The organism is Qipengyuania sp. R86523 (assembly GCF_044596365.1).
GTDB classification, from domain to species: domain Bacteria; phylum Pseudomonadota; class Alphaproteobacteria; order Sphingomonadales; family Sphingomonadaceae; genus Qipengyuania; species Qipengyuania citrea.
Genome location: NZ_CP138997.1, coordinates 197,425 through 215,293, shown reverse-complemented (window position 1 = coordinate 215,293; position 17,869 = coordinate 197,425). Strand labels below are relative to the sequence as shown.

At 66.5% G+C, this 17,869-nt stretch carries 19 protein-coding genes; 7 read left to right on the top strand and 12 right to left on the bottom strand.

Annotated features, from left to right (window positions below; genetic code table 11):
* Window positions 1-73: 73 nt before the first annotated feature.
* Window positions 74-610 (bottom strand): hypothetical protein, encoded by a 537-nt coding sequence (locus SJY12_RS01140; protein WP_397505717.1) that lies wholly within the window; start codon window positions 608-610, stop codon window positions 74-76.
* A 71-nt stretch (window positions 611-681) separates the two neighbouring features.
* Entirely contained in the window at window positions 682-2,046 is a 1,365-nt protein-coding gene (gene glmU / locus SJY12_RS01135) for a bifunctional UDP-N-acetylglucosamine diphosphorylase/glucosamine-1-phosphate N-acetyltransferase GlmU (protein WP_397505716.1), read from the bottom strand.
* Between the two features lie 60 nt (window positions 2,047-2,106).
* Between glmU and SJY12_RS01130 the strand changes: the two genes are divergently transcribed.
* A complete protein-coding gene (locus SJY12_RS01130) occupies window positions 2,107-2,778 on the top strand; it encodes an HAD-IA family hydrolase (protein ID WP_397505715.1) in 672 nt (223 codons plus the stop codon).
* A gap of 116 nt (window positions 2,779-2,894) precedes the next feature.
* A complete protein-coding gene (locus SJY12_RS01125; protein WP_160766543.1) occupies window positions 2,895-3,824 on the top strand; it encodes an SDR family NAD(P)-dependent oxidoreductase in 930 nt (309 codons plus the stop codon).
* Between the two features lie 68 nt (window positions 3,825-3,892).
* Here the strand turns inward: SJY12_RS01125 and SJY12_RS01120 are convergent, their stop codons facing one another.
* Genes SJY12_RS01120 through SJY12_RS01105 form a run of 4 tightly spaced genes read right to left on the bottom strand, consistent with a single transcriptional unit; the run spans window position 3,893 to window position 6,859 of the window.
* On the bottom strand, window positions 3,893-4,243 hold the full coding sequence (locus SJY12_RS01120; RefSeq protein ID WP_063505254.1) for a DUF2794 domain-containing protein: 351 nt from the start codon (window positions 4,241-4,243) through the stop codon (window positions 3,893-3,895).
* On the bottom strand, window positions 4,243-4,932 hold the full coding sequence (epsC, locus tag SJY12_RS01115) for a serine O-acetyltransferase EpsC (RefSeq protein ID WP_063505255.1): 690 nt from the start codon (window positions 4,930-4,932) through the stop codon (window positions 4,243-4,245). Before epsC ends, SJY12_RS01120 begins: the two co-directional genes overlap by 1 nt.
* Before the next feature lie 27 nt (window positions 4,933-4,959).
* A complete protein-coding gene (locus SJY12_RS01110) occupies window positions 4,960-5,574 on the bottom strand; it encodes an ATPase (protein WP_230833456.1) in 615 nt (204 codons plus the stop codon).
* A 10-nt stretch (window positions 5,575-5,584) separates the two neighbouring features.
* Window positions 5,585-6,859, bottom strand: coding sequence for a heavy-metal-associated domain-containing protein (locus SJY12_RS01105; RefSeq protein WP_397505714.1), 1,275 nt, complete (start codon window positions 6,857-6,859; stop codon window positions 5,585-5,587).
* Between the two features lie 69 nt (window positions 6,860-6,928).
* On the opposite strand from SJY12_RS01105, the gene purM reads away from it, so the two are divergent.
* From purM to SJY12_RS01090, 3 genes are read left to right on the top strand one after another with little or no spacing between them, the layout of a single operon-like run.
* Window positions 6,929-8,038: a phosphoribosylformylglycinamidine cyclo-ligase gene (gene purM, locus SJY12_RS01100; protein ID WP_348032154.1), complete on the top strand. Its 1,110-nt coding sequence runs from the start codon at window positions 6,929-6,931 to the stop codon at window positions 8,036-8,038.
* Entirely contained in the window at window positions 8,031-9,008 is a 978-nt protein-coding gene (gene purN / locus SJY12_RS01095) for a phosphoribosylglycinamide formyltransferase (RefSeq protein ID WP_397505713.1), read from the top strand. The genes purM and purN overlap by 8 nt, the downstream gene beginning before the upstream one ends.
* Before the next feature lie 11 nt (window positions 9,009-9,019).
* Complete coding sequence (locus tag SJY12_RS01090) at window positions 9,020-10,219, top strand: sulfotransferase family protein (protein WP_397505711.1); 1,200 nt, start codon at window positions 9,020-9,022, stop codon at window positions 10,217-10,219.
* On the opposite strand, the gene SJY12_RS01085 is transcribed toward SJY12_RS01090, so the two are convergent.
* From SJY12_RS01085 to SJY12_RS01060, 6 genes are all read right to left on the bottom strand, one after another.
* Complete coding sequence (locus SJY12_RS01085; protein ID WP_348114840.1) at window positions 10,216-10,590, bottom strand: hypothetical protein; 375 nt, start codon at window positions 10,588-10,590, stop codon at window positions 10,216-10,218. The genes SJY12_RS01090 and SJY12_RS01085 overlap by 4 nt on opposite strands.
* 133 nt (window positions 10,591-10,723) lie before the next feature.
* Window positions 10,724-11,146 (bottom strand): nucleoside-diphosphate kinase, encoded by a 423-nt coding sequence (gene ndk / locus SJY12_RS01080; RefSeq protein ID WP_397505710.1) that lies wholly within the window; start codon window positions 11,144-11,146, stop codon window positions 10,724-10,726.
* An 80-nt stretch (window positions 11,147-11,226) separates the two neighbouring features.
* Window positions 11,227-11,754 carry a hypothetical protein gene (locus SJY12_RS01075; RefSeq protein WP_230833451.1) on the bottom strand — a complete coding sequence of 176 codons (528 nt, stop codon included), beginning with the start codon at window positions 11,752-11,754 and terminating at the stop codon, window positions 11,227-11,229.
* A 34-nt stretch (window positions 11,755-11,788) separates the two neighbouring features.
* Complete coding sequence (locus tag SJY12_RS01070; protein ID WP_063506311.1) at window positions 11,789-12,238, bottom strand: DNA polymerase III subunit chi; 450 nt, start codon at window positions 12,236-12,238, stop codon at window positions 11,789-11,791.
* Window positions 12,235-12,420 carry a DUF2256 domain-containing protein gene (locus SJY12_RS01065; protein ID WP_063506312.1) on the bottom strand — a complete coding sequence of 62 codons (186 nt, stop codon included), beginning with the start codon at window positions 12,418-12,420 and terminating at the stop codon, window positions 12,235-12,237. Before SJY12_RS01065 ends, SJY12_RS01070 begins: the two co-directional genes overlap by 4 nt.
* Window positions 12,421-12,428: 8 nt before the next feature.
* Entirely contained in the window at window positions 12,429-13,889 is a 1,461-nt protein-coding gene (locus SJY12_RS01060; RefSeq protein ID WP_397505709.1) for a leucyl aminopeptidase, read from the bottom strand.
* Between the two features lie 100 nt (window positions 13,890-13,989).
* Between SJY12_RS01060 and SJY12_RS01055 the strand changes: the two genes are divergently transcribed.
* Together SJY12_RS01055 and SJY12_RS01050 are read left to right on the top strand one after the other, a co-directional pair.
* The gene (locus tag SJY12_RS01055; protein WP_397505708.1) at window positions 13,990-16,386 is read left to right on the top strand and encodes an LPS-assembly protein LptD; all 2,397 of its coding nucleotides are present in this window, start codon (window positions 13,990-13,992) and stop codon (window positions 16,384-16,386) included.
* Between the two features lie 131 nt (window positions 16,387-16,517).
* Entirely contained in the window at window positions 16,518-17,864 is a 1,347-nt protein-coding gene (locus SJY12_RS01050; protein ID WP_228135246.1) for a peptidylprolyl isomerase, read from the top strand.
* Window positions 17,865-17,869: the final 5 nt, after the last annotated feature.

Sequence of the window (17,869 nt, the reverse complement as noted above, 5' to 3'; positions counted from 1 at the left end):
CCCCTTTTTCGCCTTGGGCACGAGATGATGCAGCTGGACTTTGCGCCCGAGCGCGCGCCCGCACAGCCAGCAGTTATCGGGTTCGGTGTTCGGCGAGGTCGGTCTCCCAGCTGAAAAGATCGTCGGCGCGGGGGAAATGGGCTTCGGCAAGATCGTAGTCGATTGCCGCGACATCGGGATCGTCGCATAGCTGGATGCCGATCACCTCTTCACCTTCGAGCACGATCACGCCGTCGTTGATGGCCGGGTCGTTCGGTTCGCCGGCAGCGAAATTGGTCCGCACGATGCGGCTGAAGACGACGTAGCGCGTATCGCCGCTGGCAAAGGCAACCTGCGCTTCGCCGCCGCCGGAATAGGGCACACTGGCCCAGCGCCCCCCGCTGAGGACCAGCTCGGGCTCGCCGTCACCGAAGCGGTATTCGGCCTCGCCCCTCCCCGTGCCCGTGCCGCAAATGGCAATCCGCTTGCCGCCTGCAACCTTGCACGAAAACACCTCGGCTTCGCCCGAAGCGCATTCGACCGTCCGGCCGGGCGAACCTGACGTAGTTGTTGCCGGTACCGGCGAGAGGGGCCCAGCAGGCGGCGGCGCCTGTTCGGCGCGCTGCTCCACTGGTTCACCATCATTTCCCGCGCCGGCACTGCCACAGGACGCGAGCAACAGGGTGCAGCCGAGCAGCGCCCTCACTTCCTGTCCGCCGCCTTCTTCTTTTTCATCGCATCGTGGAAACGGTCGGCCCAGCCGGGTTTAACCACCTGTTCGCCGCGCACCATGCGCAGATCGCCGTCGCCGACATCACGGCTGACCGCGCTGCCTGCAGCGACGATTGCATCGGTCCCGATCCGCACCGGCGCGATCAGTGCGCTGTTCGAACCGATGAACGCGCGTTCGCCGATCACGGTCTTGTGCTTGAAATAGCCATCGTAATTGCAGGTGATCGTGCCCGCGCCGATATTCGCGCCCGCGCCGACCTCGGCATCACCAAGATAGGTCAGGTGGCTGGCCTTGGCCCCCTCGCCCAGCGTGGCCTGCTTCATCTCGACGAAATTGCCGACGAAGCTGTCCTTTTCCATTACCGCGCCGGGCCGCAGGCGGGCATAGGGACCGACCGAGCACCCTTCCCCGACGCGCGCCCCCTCGAGATGGCTGAACGCGCGGATCCGCGCGCCGCGGGCGACGGTGACGCCGGGGCCGAACACGACATGCGGCTCCACCGTCACATCGGGCGCCAGCGCGGTGTCCCAGCTGAAGAATACCGTGTCGGGCGCGGTCAGCGTGACGCCTTCGGTCATCGCTTCCTCGCGCTTGAGTTCCTGCCACTGCGCTTCGGCACGGGCGAGTTCGGCGCGGCTGTTGATGCCGGTAACCTCGGCGGGCGTGTCGGCGGATACGACCGCGCAGCTATCGCCGTCCGCACTGGCGATGTTGACGATGTCGACGAGGTAATATTCGCCTTGCGCATTGTCGTTGCCCACGCGGCGGAGCAGCTCGAACATGTCGGCGCTGCGCGCTGCCATGACGCCCGAATTGCACAGGCGGCAGGCGCGTTCCTCCTCGCTCGCATCCTTGAATTCGACCATCTTGTCGATCCGCCCGTCGGCATCGGCGATGACTCGCCCGTAATGTCCCGGATCGTCGGGTTCGAAGCCCAATACCACGACTTTCGGCCGGTCTTCGGCATGCAGACGGTCGAGCATGGCCTGCATCGTCTCGCCCTTCACGAAGGGCACATCGCCATACAGCACCAGCACATCGCCGCTGTGATTTGCCAGGCTCTCCTCGGCCTGCTGGACCGCGTGTCCCGTACCCAGCTGCGGTTCCTGCAGGCAGGTTTCGGCGCTGCCGGCCAGCGCATTTTCGAGCTGGTCGCGCCCCGCGCCCACCACCACGACCTTCTTGGCCGGTTGCAGCGCATCGACGGTCGCCAGCAGGTGGTCGAGCATCGGGCGACCGGCAATCGGGTGCAGGACCTTGTGCAGATCGCTTTTCATACGGGTGCCCTTGCCCGCGGCAAGGACGATGGCGGCGAAATCGCGTGTCATGTTCATGCGCGGTGCCTTGCCACCATTCGCTTGCAGTTTGAAGAACCTTCCGCCACCGCCGCTGCCATGAGCGACCTGCCCTTTTCCATCATCGGTTTCGATCTCGACGGAACGCTGCTTGAAACCCACCGCGACCTTGGCGCTGCAGTCAATCACGCGCTGGATCTCGGCGGCTTCGCGCCCGTCCCGGCGGACCACGCCAGCGACCTCATCGGCGGCGGCGCAAAGATCATGCTGCAGCGCGCGGTGGACGAACAGGGCGGCCTGCCCGACGACGAATTCCGCAAGCTCTACAAGGCCATGCTGGCCTATTACGCGGACAACAACGCGGTCCACACACAGCCCTATCCGCATGCCCGCGAAACGCTCGCGCTGCTGCGCGAACGCGATATCGCTATGGTGGTGGTGACCAATAAGTTCGAAAGCTTCGCGCGGCAGATCCTCGCTGCGCTCGACCTCGCCGATCATTTCGTCGCGATCATCGGCGGCGATACCATGGGCAAGGGCAAGGCCAAGCCCGCGCCGGACCCGATCTTCGAAGCGCAGCGGCGCGGCGGCGGCGGCAGCCTCGCCTTTGTCGGCGATAGCTCCTATGACGTTGCCGCAGCGCGCGCCGCCCGCGTCCCCGTGATCGGCGCGCGCTACGGCTATTGCGACAAGCCGCAGGGTGAGCTGGGCGCCGATGCGGAGATCGATTCGCTGGCGGAACTGGTTCCGGCGCTGGCCAGGCTGGGCTGAGCGGTCCGCCGCTACGGAACGGCGGCCCGCCATACCCGGTGTTGCAAGTGCGAAGCGAACATGCCACCCAGCCGCGCAATTGACCTTTACGTAAACGATAAAGCAGGAGCAGCCCCATGAGCATCGATTTCAAGGACAAGGTAGCCATCGTAACCGGCGCAGGCGGCGGTCTGGGCCGCGAATACGCGCTCGAACTCGCCCGCCGCGGCGCCAAGGTCGTGGTCAACGATCTCGGCGGTTCGCGCGACGGCACCGGCCATTCGGACATGGCACTGCAGGTGGTCGAGGAAATCGAGAAGGCCGGCGGCGAAGCCGTTTCGAACGGCGGCTCGGTCACCGAATACGAACAGATGGAAAAGATGGTTGCCGACGCCAAGCAGAAGTGGGGCGGCGTCCACGTCGTCATCAACAATGCCGGCGTGCTGCGCGACAAGACCTTCGCCAAGATGACGATGGATGATTTCGAATTCGTCGTCGACGTCCACCTCAACGGTTCGGCAAACGTCACCAAGGCTGTATGGGAAACCATGCGCGAGCAGGCCTATGGCCGCGTGCTGATGACCGCTTCGTCGACCGGCCTGTTCGGCAATTTCGGCCAGGCCAACTACGGTGCCGCCAAGCTCGGCCTCGCCGGCCTGACGAAGACGCTGCAGCTCGAAGGCGCCAAGTACAACATCAAGGTCAACACGATCTCGCCGGTGGCGGGCACGCGCATGACCGAAGACCTCTTCCCCGAAGAAGCCTTCAAGCTGTTCGACCCGGTGAATGTGGTCCCGGCCGCGCTGTTCCTCGTCAGCGAAGACGCGCCCACCAACGCGATCGTGGGCGCGGGCGCTGGCGGCTTCCACTCGGCCTGGACGGTTATGAACGACGCGGTCTGGCTCACCGATGAAGAGCGCACCGTCGAAGGCTTTGCTGCCAATTGGGACAAGATCAGCGACTTCTCCAACCTCAAGGCCCCACAGTCGGGCAGCGAGCAGTCGGGCGCGATCCTGACCGCGATGCAGAAGGTCACCGGAACCGGCCCCGGCAGCGCCCGCGGCTGATCCGCTTTGCAATATGTTGAGGAAGGGGCTCGTGCTGCGGCGCGGGCCCTTTTCGCAACTGCCGCTGCCTAGCTGTCGACCGTCTTGAGCAGGCGCCGTTCCATCGGCGCGATGACGCCGGGCAATTCGTGACCGCGCTTGAGCACCTGGCCATGTTCGCCGAACAGCGTCCACATGCCCTGTTTGTTGCGCAAGGCGGGGCGTTTCTCGATCCGCGCCTGCGGACGTTCCGCCGCGCGCCGGAATGCGGCGAACACGGCGCAATCCTTGGTGAAATCCATCGCGTAATCGCGCCACTGCCCGGCTGCGACCATCCGCCCGTAGAGATCGAGGATCCGCGTCAGTTCCTCGCGGCTGAAACCGATCTGCAGCGGCTTGCGACCCGGGAAGGCGACGACCGTATCGCCGAAAGAACCCATCAATCGGCAGTCCCGTTGCGCTGCGCCGGTTCGCGTTCTGCGCGCAGCGCGGCGACTTCGGCGCGCAGTGCCTTCAGCTCGCTGTCGAGCTTCTCGATGCAATCCCGGCTGGGTTCGCACGGATCGTCGCACGGCGTGCCGTAGGGAATGAATTCCTTGAGCCACTGTTCGGCCGGCACCAGCGTGCTGCGCGCCTTGAGGCCGATCATTGTGGCGCCTTCGGGCACTTCGTCGGTTACGACCGCATTGGCACCGATGCGCGCGCGGCGGCCGACCGTGATCGGGCCGATTACCTGCGCGCCCGAGCCGATGATCACCTCGTCCGAGATGGTCGGGTGGCGTTTGCCCCCCTTGCCATTGGCCGGATTGGTGCCGCCAAGCGTCACGCATTGGTAGATCGTCACGTTGTCGCCGATCTCGGCGGTTTCGCCGATCACCGAGAAGCCGTGATCGATAAACAGGTTCTTGCCGATCTTCGCGCCCGGGTGGATATCGATCGCAGTGACCATCCGGCTCCAGTGGTTGACCAGCCGGGCCAGAAAAAACAGCTCCGCTTCGAACAGCCAATGCGCGATGCGGTGGTAGAACACCGCCCAGACACCGGGATAGGTCAGCACTTCCCAGCGGCTGCGGGGAGCCGGATCGCGTGCCTTCACGCTGTCGAGATAGGCGACAAGCCGTTCGAACATGGGCACTATTCTCCCATCGGGAAGCAGTTAAAGCAAGCGTCCCTGGTCCGGGCCCTGCACCGCTTCCAGTGCATCACGCCATACAGATAGGGTGGCGGGAACCTGCCGTTCAAGGCTCAGCCGGTCGATTTCGCCAACGATTTTCTCGATCGCGGCATAGCTGCGTTCCATTCGCGGCACGAGATAGGCGGGTGCACCCTCGCCCAGGACCAGGCCGCGCTGGGCGGCATGCGACAGCATGAGGTCGGTCGCCAGCGCATCGTCGGGTGGCCCGATTTCGAGCTGCAATGCAGCCCCCATCCGGCTGCGCAAGTCGGGCAAGGCAATGTCCCAGCCCCCGTCGCCCACCACCAGCAGCAGTGGGATGCCGCTTTCCTGCGCGCGGTTCCAGCGATGGAAGATCGCGGTCTCGTCAAGCGTTTCGGCATCGTCGATCGCCTCCCCCGCCTGCTGCGCGGCGAACCAGCGCGCGAACAGAGACTTGCCCGCGCGCGGCGGCCCATGGAGGATGGCGGTGCGGAACGGCCAGCTGGCCGGCGCCGCCAGCGCTTCGGCCACTGCGCGGTTCCCCGATCCGATCACGATCGAGGACGGCTCGCCGGCGCCGGCCGGAATCAGCGGAAGAGCGATCTGCGAGGTCATCGCCCGCGAATCAGCGGCTGATGGCGAGCGCGTTGCTGCCCTGGCGGACGGTGAAGCCGCGCGCCCGCAGGGCGTCGGCCAGTTCGCCGATCGAACCGGAATAGCTGACCGTCATCACCGAGGTTCCGCCGATCGCAGTGCTGCGGATGCCCGTTGCCCGCACGCCAGGCGTCCCGCGCACGCTGGAGACCGCGCCATCGAAACTGGCGGCATCGGGCGTGGCGACCTGCACGGTGTAGAGCGCGACCGATCCTTCGGGCGGCGGCGTCTGGATGGGCGCTGCGGTGATCGCATCGCCGCTTTCGGCAGTGGGCTGCGATGCCGCGGCTGCCGCAGCCTGCTCCTGCGCCCGCAGTGCGCGGCCGAGATCGAGCAGCCGCTGGAGCGCGGGATCGAGTTCGGGCGTGCCGATGTCGAGCGTTGGGTCGGGCCGCAGCTTGCCTTCGGCCAGCGCGAGTTCGAAGATCCGGTCGAAGCGCACCACGGCGCGTTCGAGCATGGTCGGAAGCTCGGCCGGCGATGCCGCGGTCATGTCGAACCCGTCGAGATAGGCGTTGTCGGGGCCAAAACGCGCCGTGAACGTGCCCTCGATCGGCCCGCCGGGATAGGTGTACCGCAGGCTCGCAATGGCGACGAGCACATCGGCAGCGCCGAACTGGTCGAGCGCATTGCGCCACCAGGTGCGGCTGCGGCGCCCGGTCTGGCCATAGGTCAGCAGCAGCGAATCCCCCCCGGCACCCGCCGGGCGGACATAATCGATCCGGCTCTGTCCTGCCTGATAGCCGGCCCAGGCGCGCTGCCAGGGATTGCGCTGCTCGTAGACCATCTGCGTACCTGCCGACACGGTCACCGGCAGCAGCAGCATCGGCGCCGAGCGCGTCGCTTCGCCTTCTGAACCGAGATAGCGCGACGCGCGCTGCCGGTCGAACACGACACCGAGCGTGGCGATGTAGCGCCTCGGTCCCAGCCGTTCGCGCTCGATGACCACGGCGGAAACCAGGGCGGCGATCTGCGAATCGCTGAGGCTGGGGCCTTCGAGGCGGTCCCAGGCCTTGCGCTGCGCCTCTTCCCAGGCCTGTTCGCGCGCGGCGATGCCGCTTTCGGCACGGACATCGACTTCGATTCCCGACACTTCGATATCGCTGCTCGAGGCCACCGGGGCGATCCCGCGTTCCCCGCCGACTTGCGCCCATACGACCACGCTGAGCGCGCACAGCGTGGCCAGGACCACGGCGAGGATGGCGAAGCGGCGGAACGCGAAGGGGGAGGATATCGATCGGATCATGGGGAAAACAGGGCGCCTTTTGCCGAAAGGCTTCTGGAAATCCAAGCGCGAAAGCGTAAGGCGGGTCAGATGAGTGACCAACCGCGCAGCAGCAGCCCTTCCTACACCTACGAACAGGCGGGTGTTTCGATCGAGGCGGGCAATGCGCTGGTCAAGGCGATCGGGCCGCTGGTGAAGGCCACGATGCGTCCCGGTGCGGATGGCGAGATCGGCGGTTTCGGCGGCTTTTTCGACCCCAGGGCAGCCGGGTACAAGGATCCCTTGCTGGTCGCGGGCAATGACGGCGTGGGCACCAAGCTCAAGCTGGCCATCGACAGCGACCGCCACGACACGGTGGGCGTGGATTTGGTCGCCATGTGCGTGAACGACCTGATCGTCCAGGGCGCCGAACCGCTGTTCTTCCTCGACTACTTCGCCACCGGCAAGCTGGAGAACGGCGTGGCCGAGCGCGTCATCGCGGGCATCGCCGAGGGCTGCAAACAGGCCGGCTGCGCGCTGATCGGGGGCGAGACCGCCGAAATGCCCGGCATGTACGCCGCGGGCGATTACGACCTCGCCGGGTTTTGCGTCGGCGCGGTCGAGCGCGGCGAACAGCTGACCGGCGAACGCGTCGCGCCCGGCCACCTGCTGCTTGGCCTCGCCAGTTCGGGCGTGCATTCGAACGGTTATTCGCTGGTGAGGCGGCTGGCGCAGGACAAGGGCTGGAAACTCGACCGCCCGGCCCTGTTCGATCGCGACCGCCTGCTGATCGACGCACTGATCGAACCGACGCGGATCTACGTGCGCAGCCTGCTGCCGCTGGTGCGCGACGGACTGGTCGACGCCATGGCGCATATCACCGGCGGCGGCCTGCTGGAAAATATCCCCCGCGTCCTGCCCGAGGGTGCGCATGCCCATGTCGAAGCCGATGGCTGGGAGCAACCGGGCCTGATGGCGTTCCTCCAGGCCCAGGGGAATATCGAACCCGCCGAAATGGCGCGGACCTTCAATTGCGGGGTAGGGATGGTGCTCGCGGTCGAGCCCGCCAATGCCGAAATCGTTCGCACCCGTCTCGAGGACGCGGGCGAAACCGTGCTGGCTGTGGGCCGCATCGAGGCGGGCGACAAGGGATGCAGCGTGCACGGCACGGCCGGCACCTGGGCCGCGCGCGAGGACTGGTCGGCGGCGCATCTTGCCTGAGCACGCGACGGCCACCGCCAAGGTCGCCGTGTTCGTGTCGGGCACGGGCACCAATATGGCGGCGCTGCTCTATGCCAGCCGCCTGCCCGGTTCGCCCTATGAAATCGCACTTGTCGCAGCCAACGATCCCGCCGCCCCCGCGCTTGCGCTGGCCCGGGCCGAAGGGGTCCCCACCTTCGCGCTGGCGCACGCGGGCATGGCCCGCGAAGACCACGATGCGGCCATGGAACGGGCGGCGCGCGATGCCGGCGCGCAATATATCGTGCTGGCGGGGTACATGCGCATCCTGACGCCCGGCTTCGTCGGGCGCTGGGAGGGACGCATGCTCAATATCCACCCCTCGCTGCTGCCCGCCTATCCCGGGCTCGATACGCATGCGCGCGCGATTGCGGCGGGCGATAGCCACGGCGGGACCAGTGTCCACCTGGTGACCGAAGAGCTAGATGCGGGCGAAATCCTCGGCCAGATCCCGATTGCGATCCAGCCCGGCGACACACCCGCTGCGCTGGCCGCCCGCGTCCGGCTGGCCGAACACCAGCTCTATCCCCGCGTATTGGCCGATTACGTTTCGCGCTGGAACGACCCGCAACACCTGCTGGCCCGCGTGCGCACGCTGGCGCTGGCGTTGCCGCAAACACATGAGCGCAAAAGCCACGGTGCGCCGGGCTTTCGGGTCGGGACCGAGAAATCGGGCAAGTTCTTCGCCCATTTCTCCGACCGGCATCACGGCGCCCCCCACATCTCGCTGCTGGTGAAATGCGCGGGGCTGGACGAGCTGGAAACCCTGGTCGAGGCACAGCCGCATGCCTATCACAAGCCGGCCTACTACGGCGCCAGTGGATGGATCGGCGTCATCCTCAACCGGGCGGACCTCGACTGGGATGATGCCGCCCACTGGCTGCGGCGCAGCTGGCAGCAGGTAGCCCCGAAGAGCATCGCCGGCCTGCTCGACGCCGCGGACGTTTCCTGAGCGCGATGGCCATGCCGCCGCGCCCCCACCCGCTGGCCACCGCCCGCGCCGCCGATTGGGCCGATCGCGCGGTGGGCGCGCTGTGGCGCAAGGGCATCACCGCCAAGCCGCCGCTCGACCCCGAATATCTGTGGCAGGTGGGCAGCCGCGGTTTTGCCGCGCAGGACGAACATGCGGGCCGCAGCGAGCCAGAAGTTGCCGACTTCCGCCTGCGCCTCGAACGCCTGTGCGCCAGCCTGCGCGGCGAAGCCGAACTCAATGCGCTGGGCCACACGATGGCCTATGGCCAGCTGACCTCGGCCATCCGCAAGCGGCATGCACTGGGCCGCGCATGGCGAACCGACCCGAGCTTGCCGCAGGGTGACATCGCATCCCCGATCGTCGTCGTCGGACAGATGCGCGCGGGCACCACGCGAATGCACCGGCTCCTGGCCGCGGACCCGGACCATGCCGGTACGCGGTTCTGCGACAGCCACAACCCGGTTCCGGTTACGCCCGACTGGCGCCCCTTCAAGGCCGCCGCGGCGCTGGCGATCGCGCGGCGGATCAATCCCTGGCTCGATGCGCTGCATCCGTTCGGTTCGACCCGTATCGACGAAGAAATCGGCTGGCTTGCCGCAGCGCTATCGCCCGCGACCTTCGAGGCGCAGTGGCACATCCCGTCCTTCGTGGCGTGGAGCGAGGCGCGCGATCCCGGTCCGGTCTATGCCGAATTCGCACGCATCCTGCGGACGGACGCGGCGACGATGGGCAATACCGACCACCCGCGGGTGCTGAAATGCCCCCAATTCGCCGAAGACCTGCCCGCGCTGTTGCAGCACTTCCCCGGTGCGCGGCTGGTGGTGACGCACCGCGATGCGGCCGCGATCGTCGAGAGTTCGGTATCGCTGGTGGCGAGCCAGATGGCGCCCCAGAGCACCCGCCGCGACCTGTCCGCCATCACCGCCGAATGGCAGCGCAAGCTGGCACTGCGCCAGCAGCGGATCGAACGCACACTGGCGGGCTTTGCCGGACAGGTTGCGCATGTCGATTTCGATCGGCTGAATGCGGACTGGGAAGCCGAGATCGGCCACGTCTATGCTGCATTGGACATGCCGCTATCGGGCGCTGCACTGGCCGCGATGCGGCGCGAACAGCGCAAGGCCGCGGCGGGCAGTCATACGGCGCACAAGGTGCAGATCGAGAATTTCGCCGCGGGCGAAGCCGCCTAGCGGGCCGCCTGGGCGCTGCGGCGGGAGGCGAACATCGGCGCGGTCATCCGGTCAAGCGGGCGGGTGGTTTCGATCAGGCCGATACGATTGCCGGTGAATTCGATCCGCCACATCAGCGGCCCGTCAATTTCCGCCATCGGACTTTCCAGATGGCCCCGCAGGAGCATTCCCTTGCCCCAGTGGTCGAGCGTATCGACGATGATCTGCGGGCGGTCGGCCTGCTCGCGGAAGGTGCGGTCGGCGTCGATAACCGCGGCGGCGCCTTCCAGCCTGTACCCACCCGCATCGACGACCTTCATGTCGGGCGAGATCAGCCTTTCGACCGCTTCGTAATCGAACCTGTTCAGTGCATCGACCAATTGGCCGACCATCTTCGCGCGGGACTTGCGCGAAAGGCGCTTGTTCAAGAAGCCGAAGACCATAGTGGGGGCGATCCTAGAACGGATCGCCCCCTGAGCCTATAAACAAATGATGTGCGGCCAAAAGACATGGCCGCAGAGGCTTTTAGCCGACAATTTCGTCTTCGTTGAAGAAGAAGTCGATTTCGATCTTGGCGTTTTCGTCGCTGTCCGAGCCGTGAACCGAATTGGCTTCGATCAATTCGGCATAGGTCTTGCGGATGGTGCCTTCATCGGCATCCGCCGGGTTGGTTGCGCCCATCACGTCGCGGTTGCGCTTGACCGCGTCTTCGCCTTCGAGAACCTGCACGACGACCGGGCCCGAGATCATGAAGTCGACCAGTTCACCGAAGAAGGGACGTTCCTTGTGCACCGCGTAGAAGCCTTCGGCCTGCTCGCGGGTCATCTGGATGCGCTTCGAGGCGACGACGCGCAGGCCGGCTTCTTCCAGCATCTTGGTGACCGCACCGGTGAGGTTGCGGCGCGTGGCATCGGGCTTGATGATCGAAAAGGTGCGGGTAACCGCCATGGTGATTTCCTTGCGTGGAGTATGCGGGGGAGAAAATTCTCGCGCGCGCCCCTAGCGCCGCGGGCCCGCCCGGGCAAGTTTCATTCGAGACCACGTCCGATCGACAGCTGCGCCCGGGTGACCTCGCCTTCGCGCGTCGCGGTGAAGGAGAAGCTGGTGCCATCGGCGTTTTCACCGCCGATCATCGTCATCGGCCCACTGTCGAGCGACGTCGCCACGTCGATCCCGGCACTGGCTGCCTGTTCACGATAATACGTCACCATATCCGCCGGTTGCGCGGCGCTCTCCAGCGTCAGCAGGACCAGCACGCCAGCGGCCTGTTCCACCCGCGTGTTGTTGGTCACCCGTGCGCCGGGATAGAGGGCAAACCCCGCGGGCAGTTCGACCGGGACGCGCTCGCCCGAACGCATGGTCGTGACCGTGCCGTCGTCGCCCGTATGCCGCGCGCGGGTTTCGCCCGTTTCCGCATCGATATCGTAGGAGCCGCGCGGTTCGGCGCCGTCGCCGCCATTCTCGCCCGCGTTCTCGGCTTCGCCCCCACAGGCCCCAACTGCCAGCGCGGCGGCAGTGAAAGCGGCGAGGCGGGCGGCGGGCGGGCTGCGTGTCATGCCCTATCGATGCTTGAACCGCGCAACGGTTCCGTCAGCGACCCTCGCGCCAACTGCCGTGTTCATCCTGTTTGTTGATGCGGTTGTCGATCGTCTCGTCCTGCGCGAAGCGGCGCCACAAAGCCGCGGCCGCGTCGCGCTGGGCGGCATCGAACAGCAGCAGGACGCGGTCGAATTCCAGCGCCTCTTCGCGCCACCTTCCATCGGCGATCAGGGCCATGCGCGCGCCATTGGGCGAACCGCAGGTGCCCGACAGCAGGATCGGCTGGCGCGCTTCATGCGCCCCGCCGGCCATGCCGTTGGCGAGGAAGGCCGCCCCGCCCTGCTGCCAGAGCAGTTGCGACAGATGCGTGCGCTGCGCGTCGTCACCGCTGACGACCACCAGCCGCTCGCCCGCCTGCAACACCTTGCGGGCAAGCTTGGCCACCGTCACGTCCACCGGATCGCGGCTGAGCTGGTAGAAATCGACGCGGGTCGTGGTCATTCGGGGCCCGCCGCCTCACCCGACGAGGATGGCTTGTTGCGGCGGCATTTGTCCGAGCAATATTTGACCCCCTCCCAGTCCCGCGCCCATTTCTTGCGCCAAGTAAACGGAAAGCCGCAGGTCAGGCACGTCTTGCTGGGCAAGTCGCCCATCCGCCGCATCTTGCCGGTACCCTTGGCCATGATATCCGTCAGCCTTCCAGCGTGTCGCGAACGAACCGGTCGAGCAGGCGCACGCCGTAACCGGTCGCGCCCTTGCCCCAGGTCCGGCCCGGCTTGTCCGACCAGACCATGCCAGCCACGTCGACATGCGCCCACGGGGTCCCGTCGGCGATGAAGCGCTGCAGGAACTGCGCGGCGGTGATCGATCCAGCGGCGCGCCCACCGATGTTCTTCATGTCGGCGATCGGCGAATTGATCAGCTTGTCATACGCCGGGCCGATCGGCAGGCGCCAGTTGCGATCGCCGGTCACCTCGCCCGCATCGTGCAGCTGGCTGGCAAGCGCGTCATCGTTCGAGAAGACGCCCGCGAACTCGTGGCCGAGCGCTATGATCATGGCGCCGGTCAACGTCGCGAAATCGAGGATGCGCGCGGGCTTGAATTCTTCCTGTGTCCAGTGAAGCGCATCGGCCAGCACCAGCCGCCCTTCGGCATCGGTGTTGAGCACTTCGATGGTCTGTCCGCTCATGCTCGTGACCACGTCGCCGGGACGCTGCGCCTTGCCATCGGGCATGTTCTCGACCAGCCCGACCACGCCGACGAGATTGGCCTTGGCCTTGCGCCCGACCAGCGCCAGCATCGCGCCCGCCACGGCGCCTGCGCCGCCCATGTCCCACTTCATGTCTTCCATGCCCGGGCCCGGCTTGATCGAGATGCCGCCGGTGTCGAAGGTCACGCCCTTGCCGACGAAGGCGGTCGGGGCGGCCCCCGGTTCCCCGCCGTCCCAGCGGATCGCGAGGATGCGCGATTCGCGCTCCGACCCGAGACCGACGCCCAGCAGCGACCCCATGCCGAGCTCTTCCATCTGCGCCTCGTCCAGCACGATCAGCTCGGCGCCGGTGCCTTCGAAGCGTTCGCGGCAGCGCTCGACGAAGCTTTCCGGGTACAGGATATTCGCCGGTTCGGTGATCAGCACGCGGGTGAACTCGACGCCCTCGGCGACACGCGCCATGTCGTCCCACGCGGCCTCACTCCCCTCGGGAGCGCCGATCACGGTGACAGTGGCGAGCGTGATCTTCTGCTCGTCCTTCATCTTGGTGCGATAGACATCGTAGCGCCAGTTGCGCAGCCGCAGGCCGAGCAGGACGCTGGCTGCCTGTTCGGCGGTCAGGCCGCTGTCCGCGAGGTCGAGGACGAGTTCCTCGTCGCCGCTCGACTGGTACTTTGCAGCCAGCGCCGCGCCCGCTTTCTCGCAATTGGCGAGCCGGGCTTCATCGCTCTTGTCGCCGAGGCCGGCCAGCGCCAGCCGGAGGACCTGGCCATCGCGTTCGACGAAGCCGTCGAACACCTGCCCCGCCTTGCCCTTGAACCGGGCGGCTTCCATGCCTTCGGCGAACGGCTTTTCCAGCCCAGCGGGAACCTTGTCCTTGTCGGTAACTTGCGCAACAAGGCGCGCAACCTGCGGGCGGGACTGGCTGAACTGAATGTGCATGGGATCTCCGGAATTGTCTTTGGTCAGGGCCGATACGCTGCGCGCACGCCCATCGAGGATGGCGATTGCGATTAGGCGTGGCCGGTGCGATAGGCAAGGGATGCTCCCGCCTGCCGAGACAGCCCCGCACGCCATCCGGGAGGCCATCCGTCCCGCGACTCTGACTGCCATTGCGCTGGCGCTATGCGCGGCCAGCCCGGCCGCTGCGCAGCGCGCGGCCGACAATGTCGGCAACGTCATCGACCCGCAGGGCGAGCCCGGCGACCCGCAGCCCGACCGGCCCACGCTGGACGAGGGCGCCCGCGTCGACGATCTGCTCACCGTACCCGATCCCGGCGCCGGGCTGGACCCGCCGCCCGCCCCCACCGGCGATGACGGGCTGGATGCGGCCGGCAACCGCGCGATCGACTTCGAAGCCGATATCCTCGAATACAGTGCCGATAGCGATGTCGTGACCGCCAGCGGCAACGTCGTGCTGCGCAGCGGCAACCGGTCGCTGCGCGCCGATTCGGTCAGCTGGAACGAGCAGACCGGCGAAATCCTCGCCACGGGGCGCGTGCGGTTCGTCGATGAAAACGGCAACCAGTTGTTTTCCGAACGGGTCGAGCTGACCGACGAATTCGAAGCCGGCGCGATGGACGATCTGCTGCTCGCGCTGCGGCAGGGCGGGCGGCTCGCCGCCAATCGCGGCATTCGCGAAAGCGACGGCACTGTCGCGTTGGAGGAAGCGGCCTATAGCGGCTGCGCCGTGGTCGATCCGCAGGGCTGCCCGCGCGATCCGAGCTGGCGGATAACCGCCGAGCGCGTCGTTTACGACCCCGAGACCAGCCGGATCAATTTTTCGGGCGCCTATCTGGAATTGTTCGGCGCCCGTTTGCTGCCGCTGCCGGGGCTGACGATCCGCACCGATGGCGGTGCGGTTTCGGGTTTCCTCGTGCCCGATCTGCGCTTTTCCGAAAGCAACGGGGTCGAGGTATCGGGCAGCTATTACCTGCGCTTCGGCGACAACAAAGACCTTACGCTGACCACCCATGTCTATACCGGGGCGGCACCGATGGTCGCGGGGCAGTGGCGCCACCTGACCGAAGCGGGCGCCTACCAGATCACCGGTTACGCCACCCATTCGCAGCGAATTTCCACTTTCACCGGCGTGGCCGACAGCGCGGAGGAATTCCGCGGCTACCTGTTCGCCAATGGCAGGTTCCAGCTGACGCCCGACTGGAGCCTGACCGGATCGGTCCGCCGCACCACCGACCGCACCTTCCTGCGCCGCTACGACATCAGCCGAGACGACCGGCTGCGCTCCACGCTCGAGCTGGAGCGAATTGCCGGCAACACCTATTTCTCGCTGGCCGGCTGGGCCACACAGACCCTGCGGCTCGACCAGCCGCAAGGCGAAGTGCCGATCGCGCTGCCCGTGCTCGATGTACGCTGGCGGCCCGATGCCAAGATCCTCGGCGGACAGCTCGAACTGCAGGGCAACACGCTCGCGATCATGCGCGATATCGGGCAGGACACGCAGCGCGCCTTCGCCCGCGCGCAATGGGACCTGCGCCGCGTGACCGCGCTTGGCCAGGTCGTCACGCTCACCGGCATGCTGCGCGGCAACGTCTACCATTCGGACGAGAATTACCTCACCACCACGCCGAGCTATCGCGGGAATCCCGGCTGGGAATACCGCGGCGTGGCGCTGGGCGCACTCGACGTGCAATGGCCCTTCGTCGGCAAAGCCTTCGGCGGCACGCAGGTGTTCACCCCTCGCGTGCAATTCGTCGCCACCCCGCCAATCAAGAATCTGGCCATCCCCAACGAGGATGCCCGCGCGATCGACCTCGAGGACTCCAACCTCTTCGCGCTCAACCGCTTCCCCGGCTACGACCGGGTCGAGGACGGCGCGCGGGTCACCTACGGATTCGACTGGTCACTGCGCATTCCGGACTGGGAACTGAAGACCAATGTGGGACAATCCTACCGTCTCGACAGCGACCGCGACATCCTGCCGGTGGGGACCGGCCTGTCCGAACGGTTCTCCGATTTCGTCGGCCGGACCGAGGTGCGGTACAAGAACTTCCTGAAGTTCACCCACCGCTTCCGGCTGGACAAGGACAATCTGGCGATCCGCCGGAACGAGATCGACGCCACCGTCGGGTCGAGCCGGACCTATGCCGAGATCGGTTACGTCCGGCTCGACCGCGATATCACGCAGGTAGAGGATCTGCAGGACCGCGAGGAATTGCGCGGCGCGGTGCGGGTGGCTTTTGCCAATTACTGGTCGCTGTTCGGCTCGGGCGTGTTCAACCTTACCGACCGCGAGGAGGACCCCACGCTGGCATCGGACGGGTTCGATCCGATCCGTACCCGCCTGGGCATCGCCTATCAGGACGACTGCCTCGAACTGGGCGTTACCTGGCGGCGCGATTACATTACCGCGGGAGATGCCGAACGCGGCGATACCTTCCAGTTCTACTTCAGCCTGAGAAATCTGGGTTTCCGCTAGGCTGCGCTTATTGGCACCCCGGCCCAAACGCGCTATCCGGCGCGCAATCATCAGCTTTGGTTAAGCCGCGCCGCTGCAAGACGCCCGGCATATTCGGGCATCCCGGCGATGCCGCAAGACAGGTTCGACAGGTGACTGCACACATGATTTCCCGATTGCTCTCCTTTGCCGCAGCGGCCGGCCTCGTCGCCGCACCGATTGCGGGCCAGGCCCAGCAGACCATGGGCCAGGGCAATTTGCTCGGCCTGCCCAGCGACCTCAGCATGCTGCAGGACAGCGATCCCAACCACCGCGTCGCCACCGCCGTCGTCAATGGCTATGTCGTGACCGAAACCGATGTCGACCAGCGGGCGGCGTTGCTGCTGGCGGCCAACCAGACGCCGGTCAGCGAGGAAGAGCTGGTCCGCCTGCGCATGCAGGTGCTGCGCAATCTGATCGACGAAACGCTGCAGATTCAGGCCGCGGAAGCGCAGGAGCTCGAAGTCCCTGCAGCAGAAGTCGAGCAGACCTATACCAGCGTCGCGACCCGCAATTTCGGTCAGGCCGCCGAGCAGATGGACGAATATCTGCGGTCCATCGGCTCCTCGCCCGCCTCGCTCAAACGGCAGATCACCGGCGAACTGGCGTGGAACCGCCTGCTGCGCCGCAATATCGCCCCCTTCGTCAACGTCTCGTCGGACGAAGTGACCGAACTGATCGAACGGCTCGAGGCCTCGCGCGGGACCGAGGAATTCCGGCTCGGCGAAATCTATCTTTCGGCCACGCCCGAAACCGAAGCCGCGGTCGAGGCCAATGCGAGCAAGATCGTCGAACAGCTCCGCCAGGGCGGCAGTTTCGTGGCCTATGCGCGGCAGTTCTCCGAAGCCTCCACCGCAGCCGTTGGCGGCGATCTGGGCTGGATCCAGCTGGCGCAGCTCAAGAACCCGCAGCTGGAAACGGTGGCCGCGGAAATGAGCCCCGGTCAGCTGGTCGGCCCGATCCGGATCCCGGGCGGCTTTTCGATCCTCTACCTGATCGACAAGCGGCAGGTGCTGATGGCCGATCCGCGCGATGCGATGCTCAGCCTCAAGCAGATCCAGATCAGCTTCGCACCTGGTACCAGCGAAGCGCTGGCCCAGCAGCGTGTGGCGGCTTTCACCGAAGGCGTGCGCGACATCCGCGGTTGCGGCGATGCCGAGAGCGCGGCTGCCCGTCTGGGCGCCAATGTCGTCACCAACGACCAGATCCGTGTCCGGTCGCTGCCTGAAGCGCTGCAGAACATCCTGCTGCAATTGCAGGTCGGCCAGGCGACGCCCCCGTTCGGCTCGTTCGAGGAAGGCGTGCGCGTGCTAATGCTGTGCGGGCGCGACGATCCCGAAGTGGCCGCCGGCCCCGACTTCAACCAGATCATGGGCGAACTCGAGGACGAGCGCATCGAGAAACGCGCCCAGCGCTACCTGCGCGACCTGCGCAACGACGCCTTCATCGAGTACAACTGACGCCC

Coding starts and splice junctions, on each gene's coding strand:
- SJY12_RS01125 (WP_160766543.1), top strand. CDS start 2,895: ATGAGCATCGATTTCAAGGACAAGGTAGCCATCGTAACCGGCGCAGGC.
- SJY12_RS01085 (WP_348114840.1), bottom strand. CDS start 10,590: ATGGTCGGCCAATTGGTCGATGCACTGAACAGGTTCGATTACGAAGCG.
- purM (WP_348032154.1), top strand. CDS start 6,929: ATGAGTGACCAACCGCGCAGCAGCAGCCCTTCCTACACCTACGAACAG.
- SJY12_RS01060 (WP_397505709.1), bottom strand. CDS start 13,889: ATGCACATTCAGTTCAGCCAGTCCCGCCCGCAGGTTGCGCGCCTTGTT.
- SJY12_RS01090 (WP_397505711.1), top strand. CDS start 9,020: ATGCCGCCGCGCCCCCACCCGCTGGCCACCGCCCGCGCCGCCGATTGG.
- SJY12_RS01105 (WP_397505714.1), bottom strand. CDS start 6,859: ATGATCCGATCGATATCCTCCCCCTTCGCGTTCCGCCGCTTCGCCATC.
- SJY12_RS01120 (WP_063505254.1), bottom strand. CDS start 4,243: ATGGGTTCTTTCGGCGATACGGTCGTCGCCTTCCCGGGTCGCAAGCCG.
- ndk (WP_397505710.1), bottom strand. CDS start 11,146: ATGGCGGTTACCCGCACCTTTTCGATCATCAAGCCCGATGCCACGCGC.
- SJY12_RS01075 (WP_230833451.1), bottom strand. CDS start 11,754: ATGACACGCAGCCCGCCCGCCGCCCGCCTCGCCGCTTTCACTGCCGCC.
- SJY12_RS01130 (WP_397505715.1), top strand. CDS start 2,107: ATGAGCGACCTGCCCTTTTCCATCATCGGTTTCGATCTCGACGGAACG.
- glmU (WP_397505716.1), bottom strand. CDS start 2,046: ATGAACATGACACGCGATTTCGCCGCCATCGTCCTTGCCGCGGGCAAG.
- SJY12_RS01055 (WP_397505708.1), top strand. CDS start 13,990: ATGCTCCCGCCTGCCGAGACAGCCCCGCACGCCATCCGGGAGGCCATC.
- SJY12_RS01070 (WP_063506311.1), bottom strand. CDS start 12,238: ATGACCACGACCCGCGTCGATTTCTACCAGCTCAGCCGCGATCCGGTG.
- SJY12_RS01065 (WP_063506312.1), bottom strand. CDS start 12,420: ATGGCCAAGGGTACCGGCAAGATGCGGCGGATGGGCGACTTGCCCAGC.
- epsC (WP_063505255.1), bottom strand. CDS start 4,932: ATGTTCGAACGGCTTGTCGCCTATCTCGACAGCGTGAAGGCACGCGAT.
- SJY12_RS01110 (WP_230833456.1), bottom strand. CDS start 5,574: ATGACCTCGCAGATCGCTCTTCCGCTGATTCCGGCCGGCGCCGGCGAG.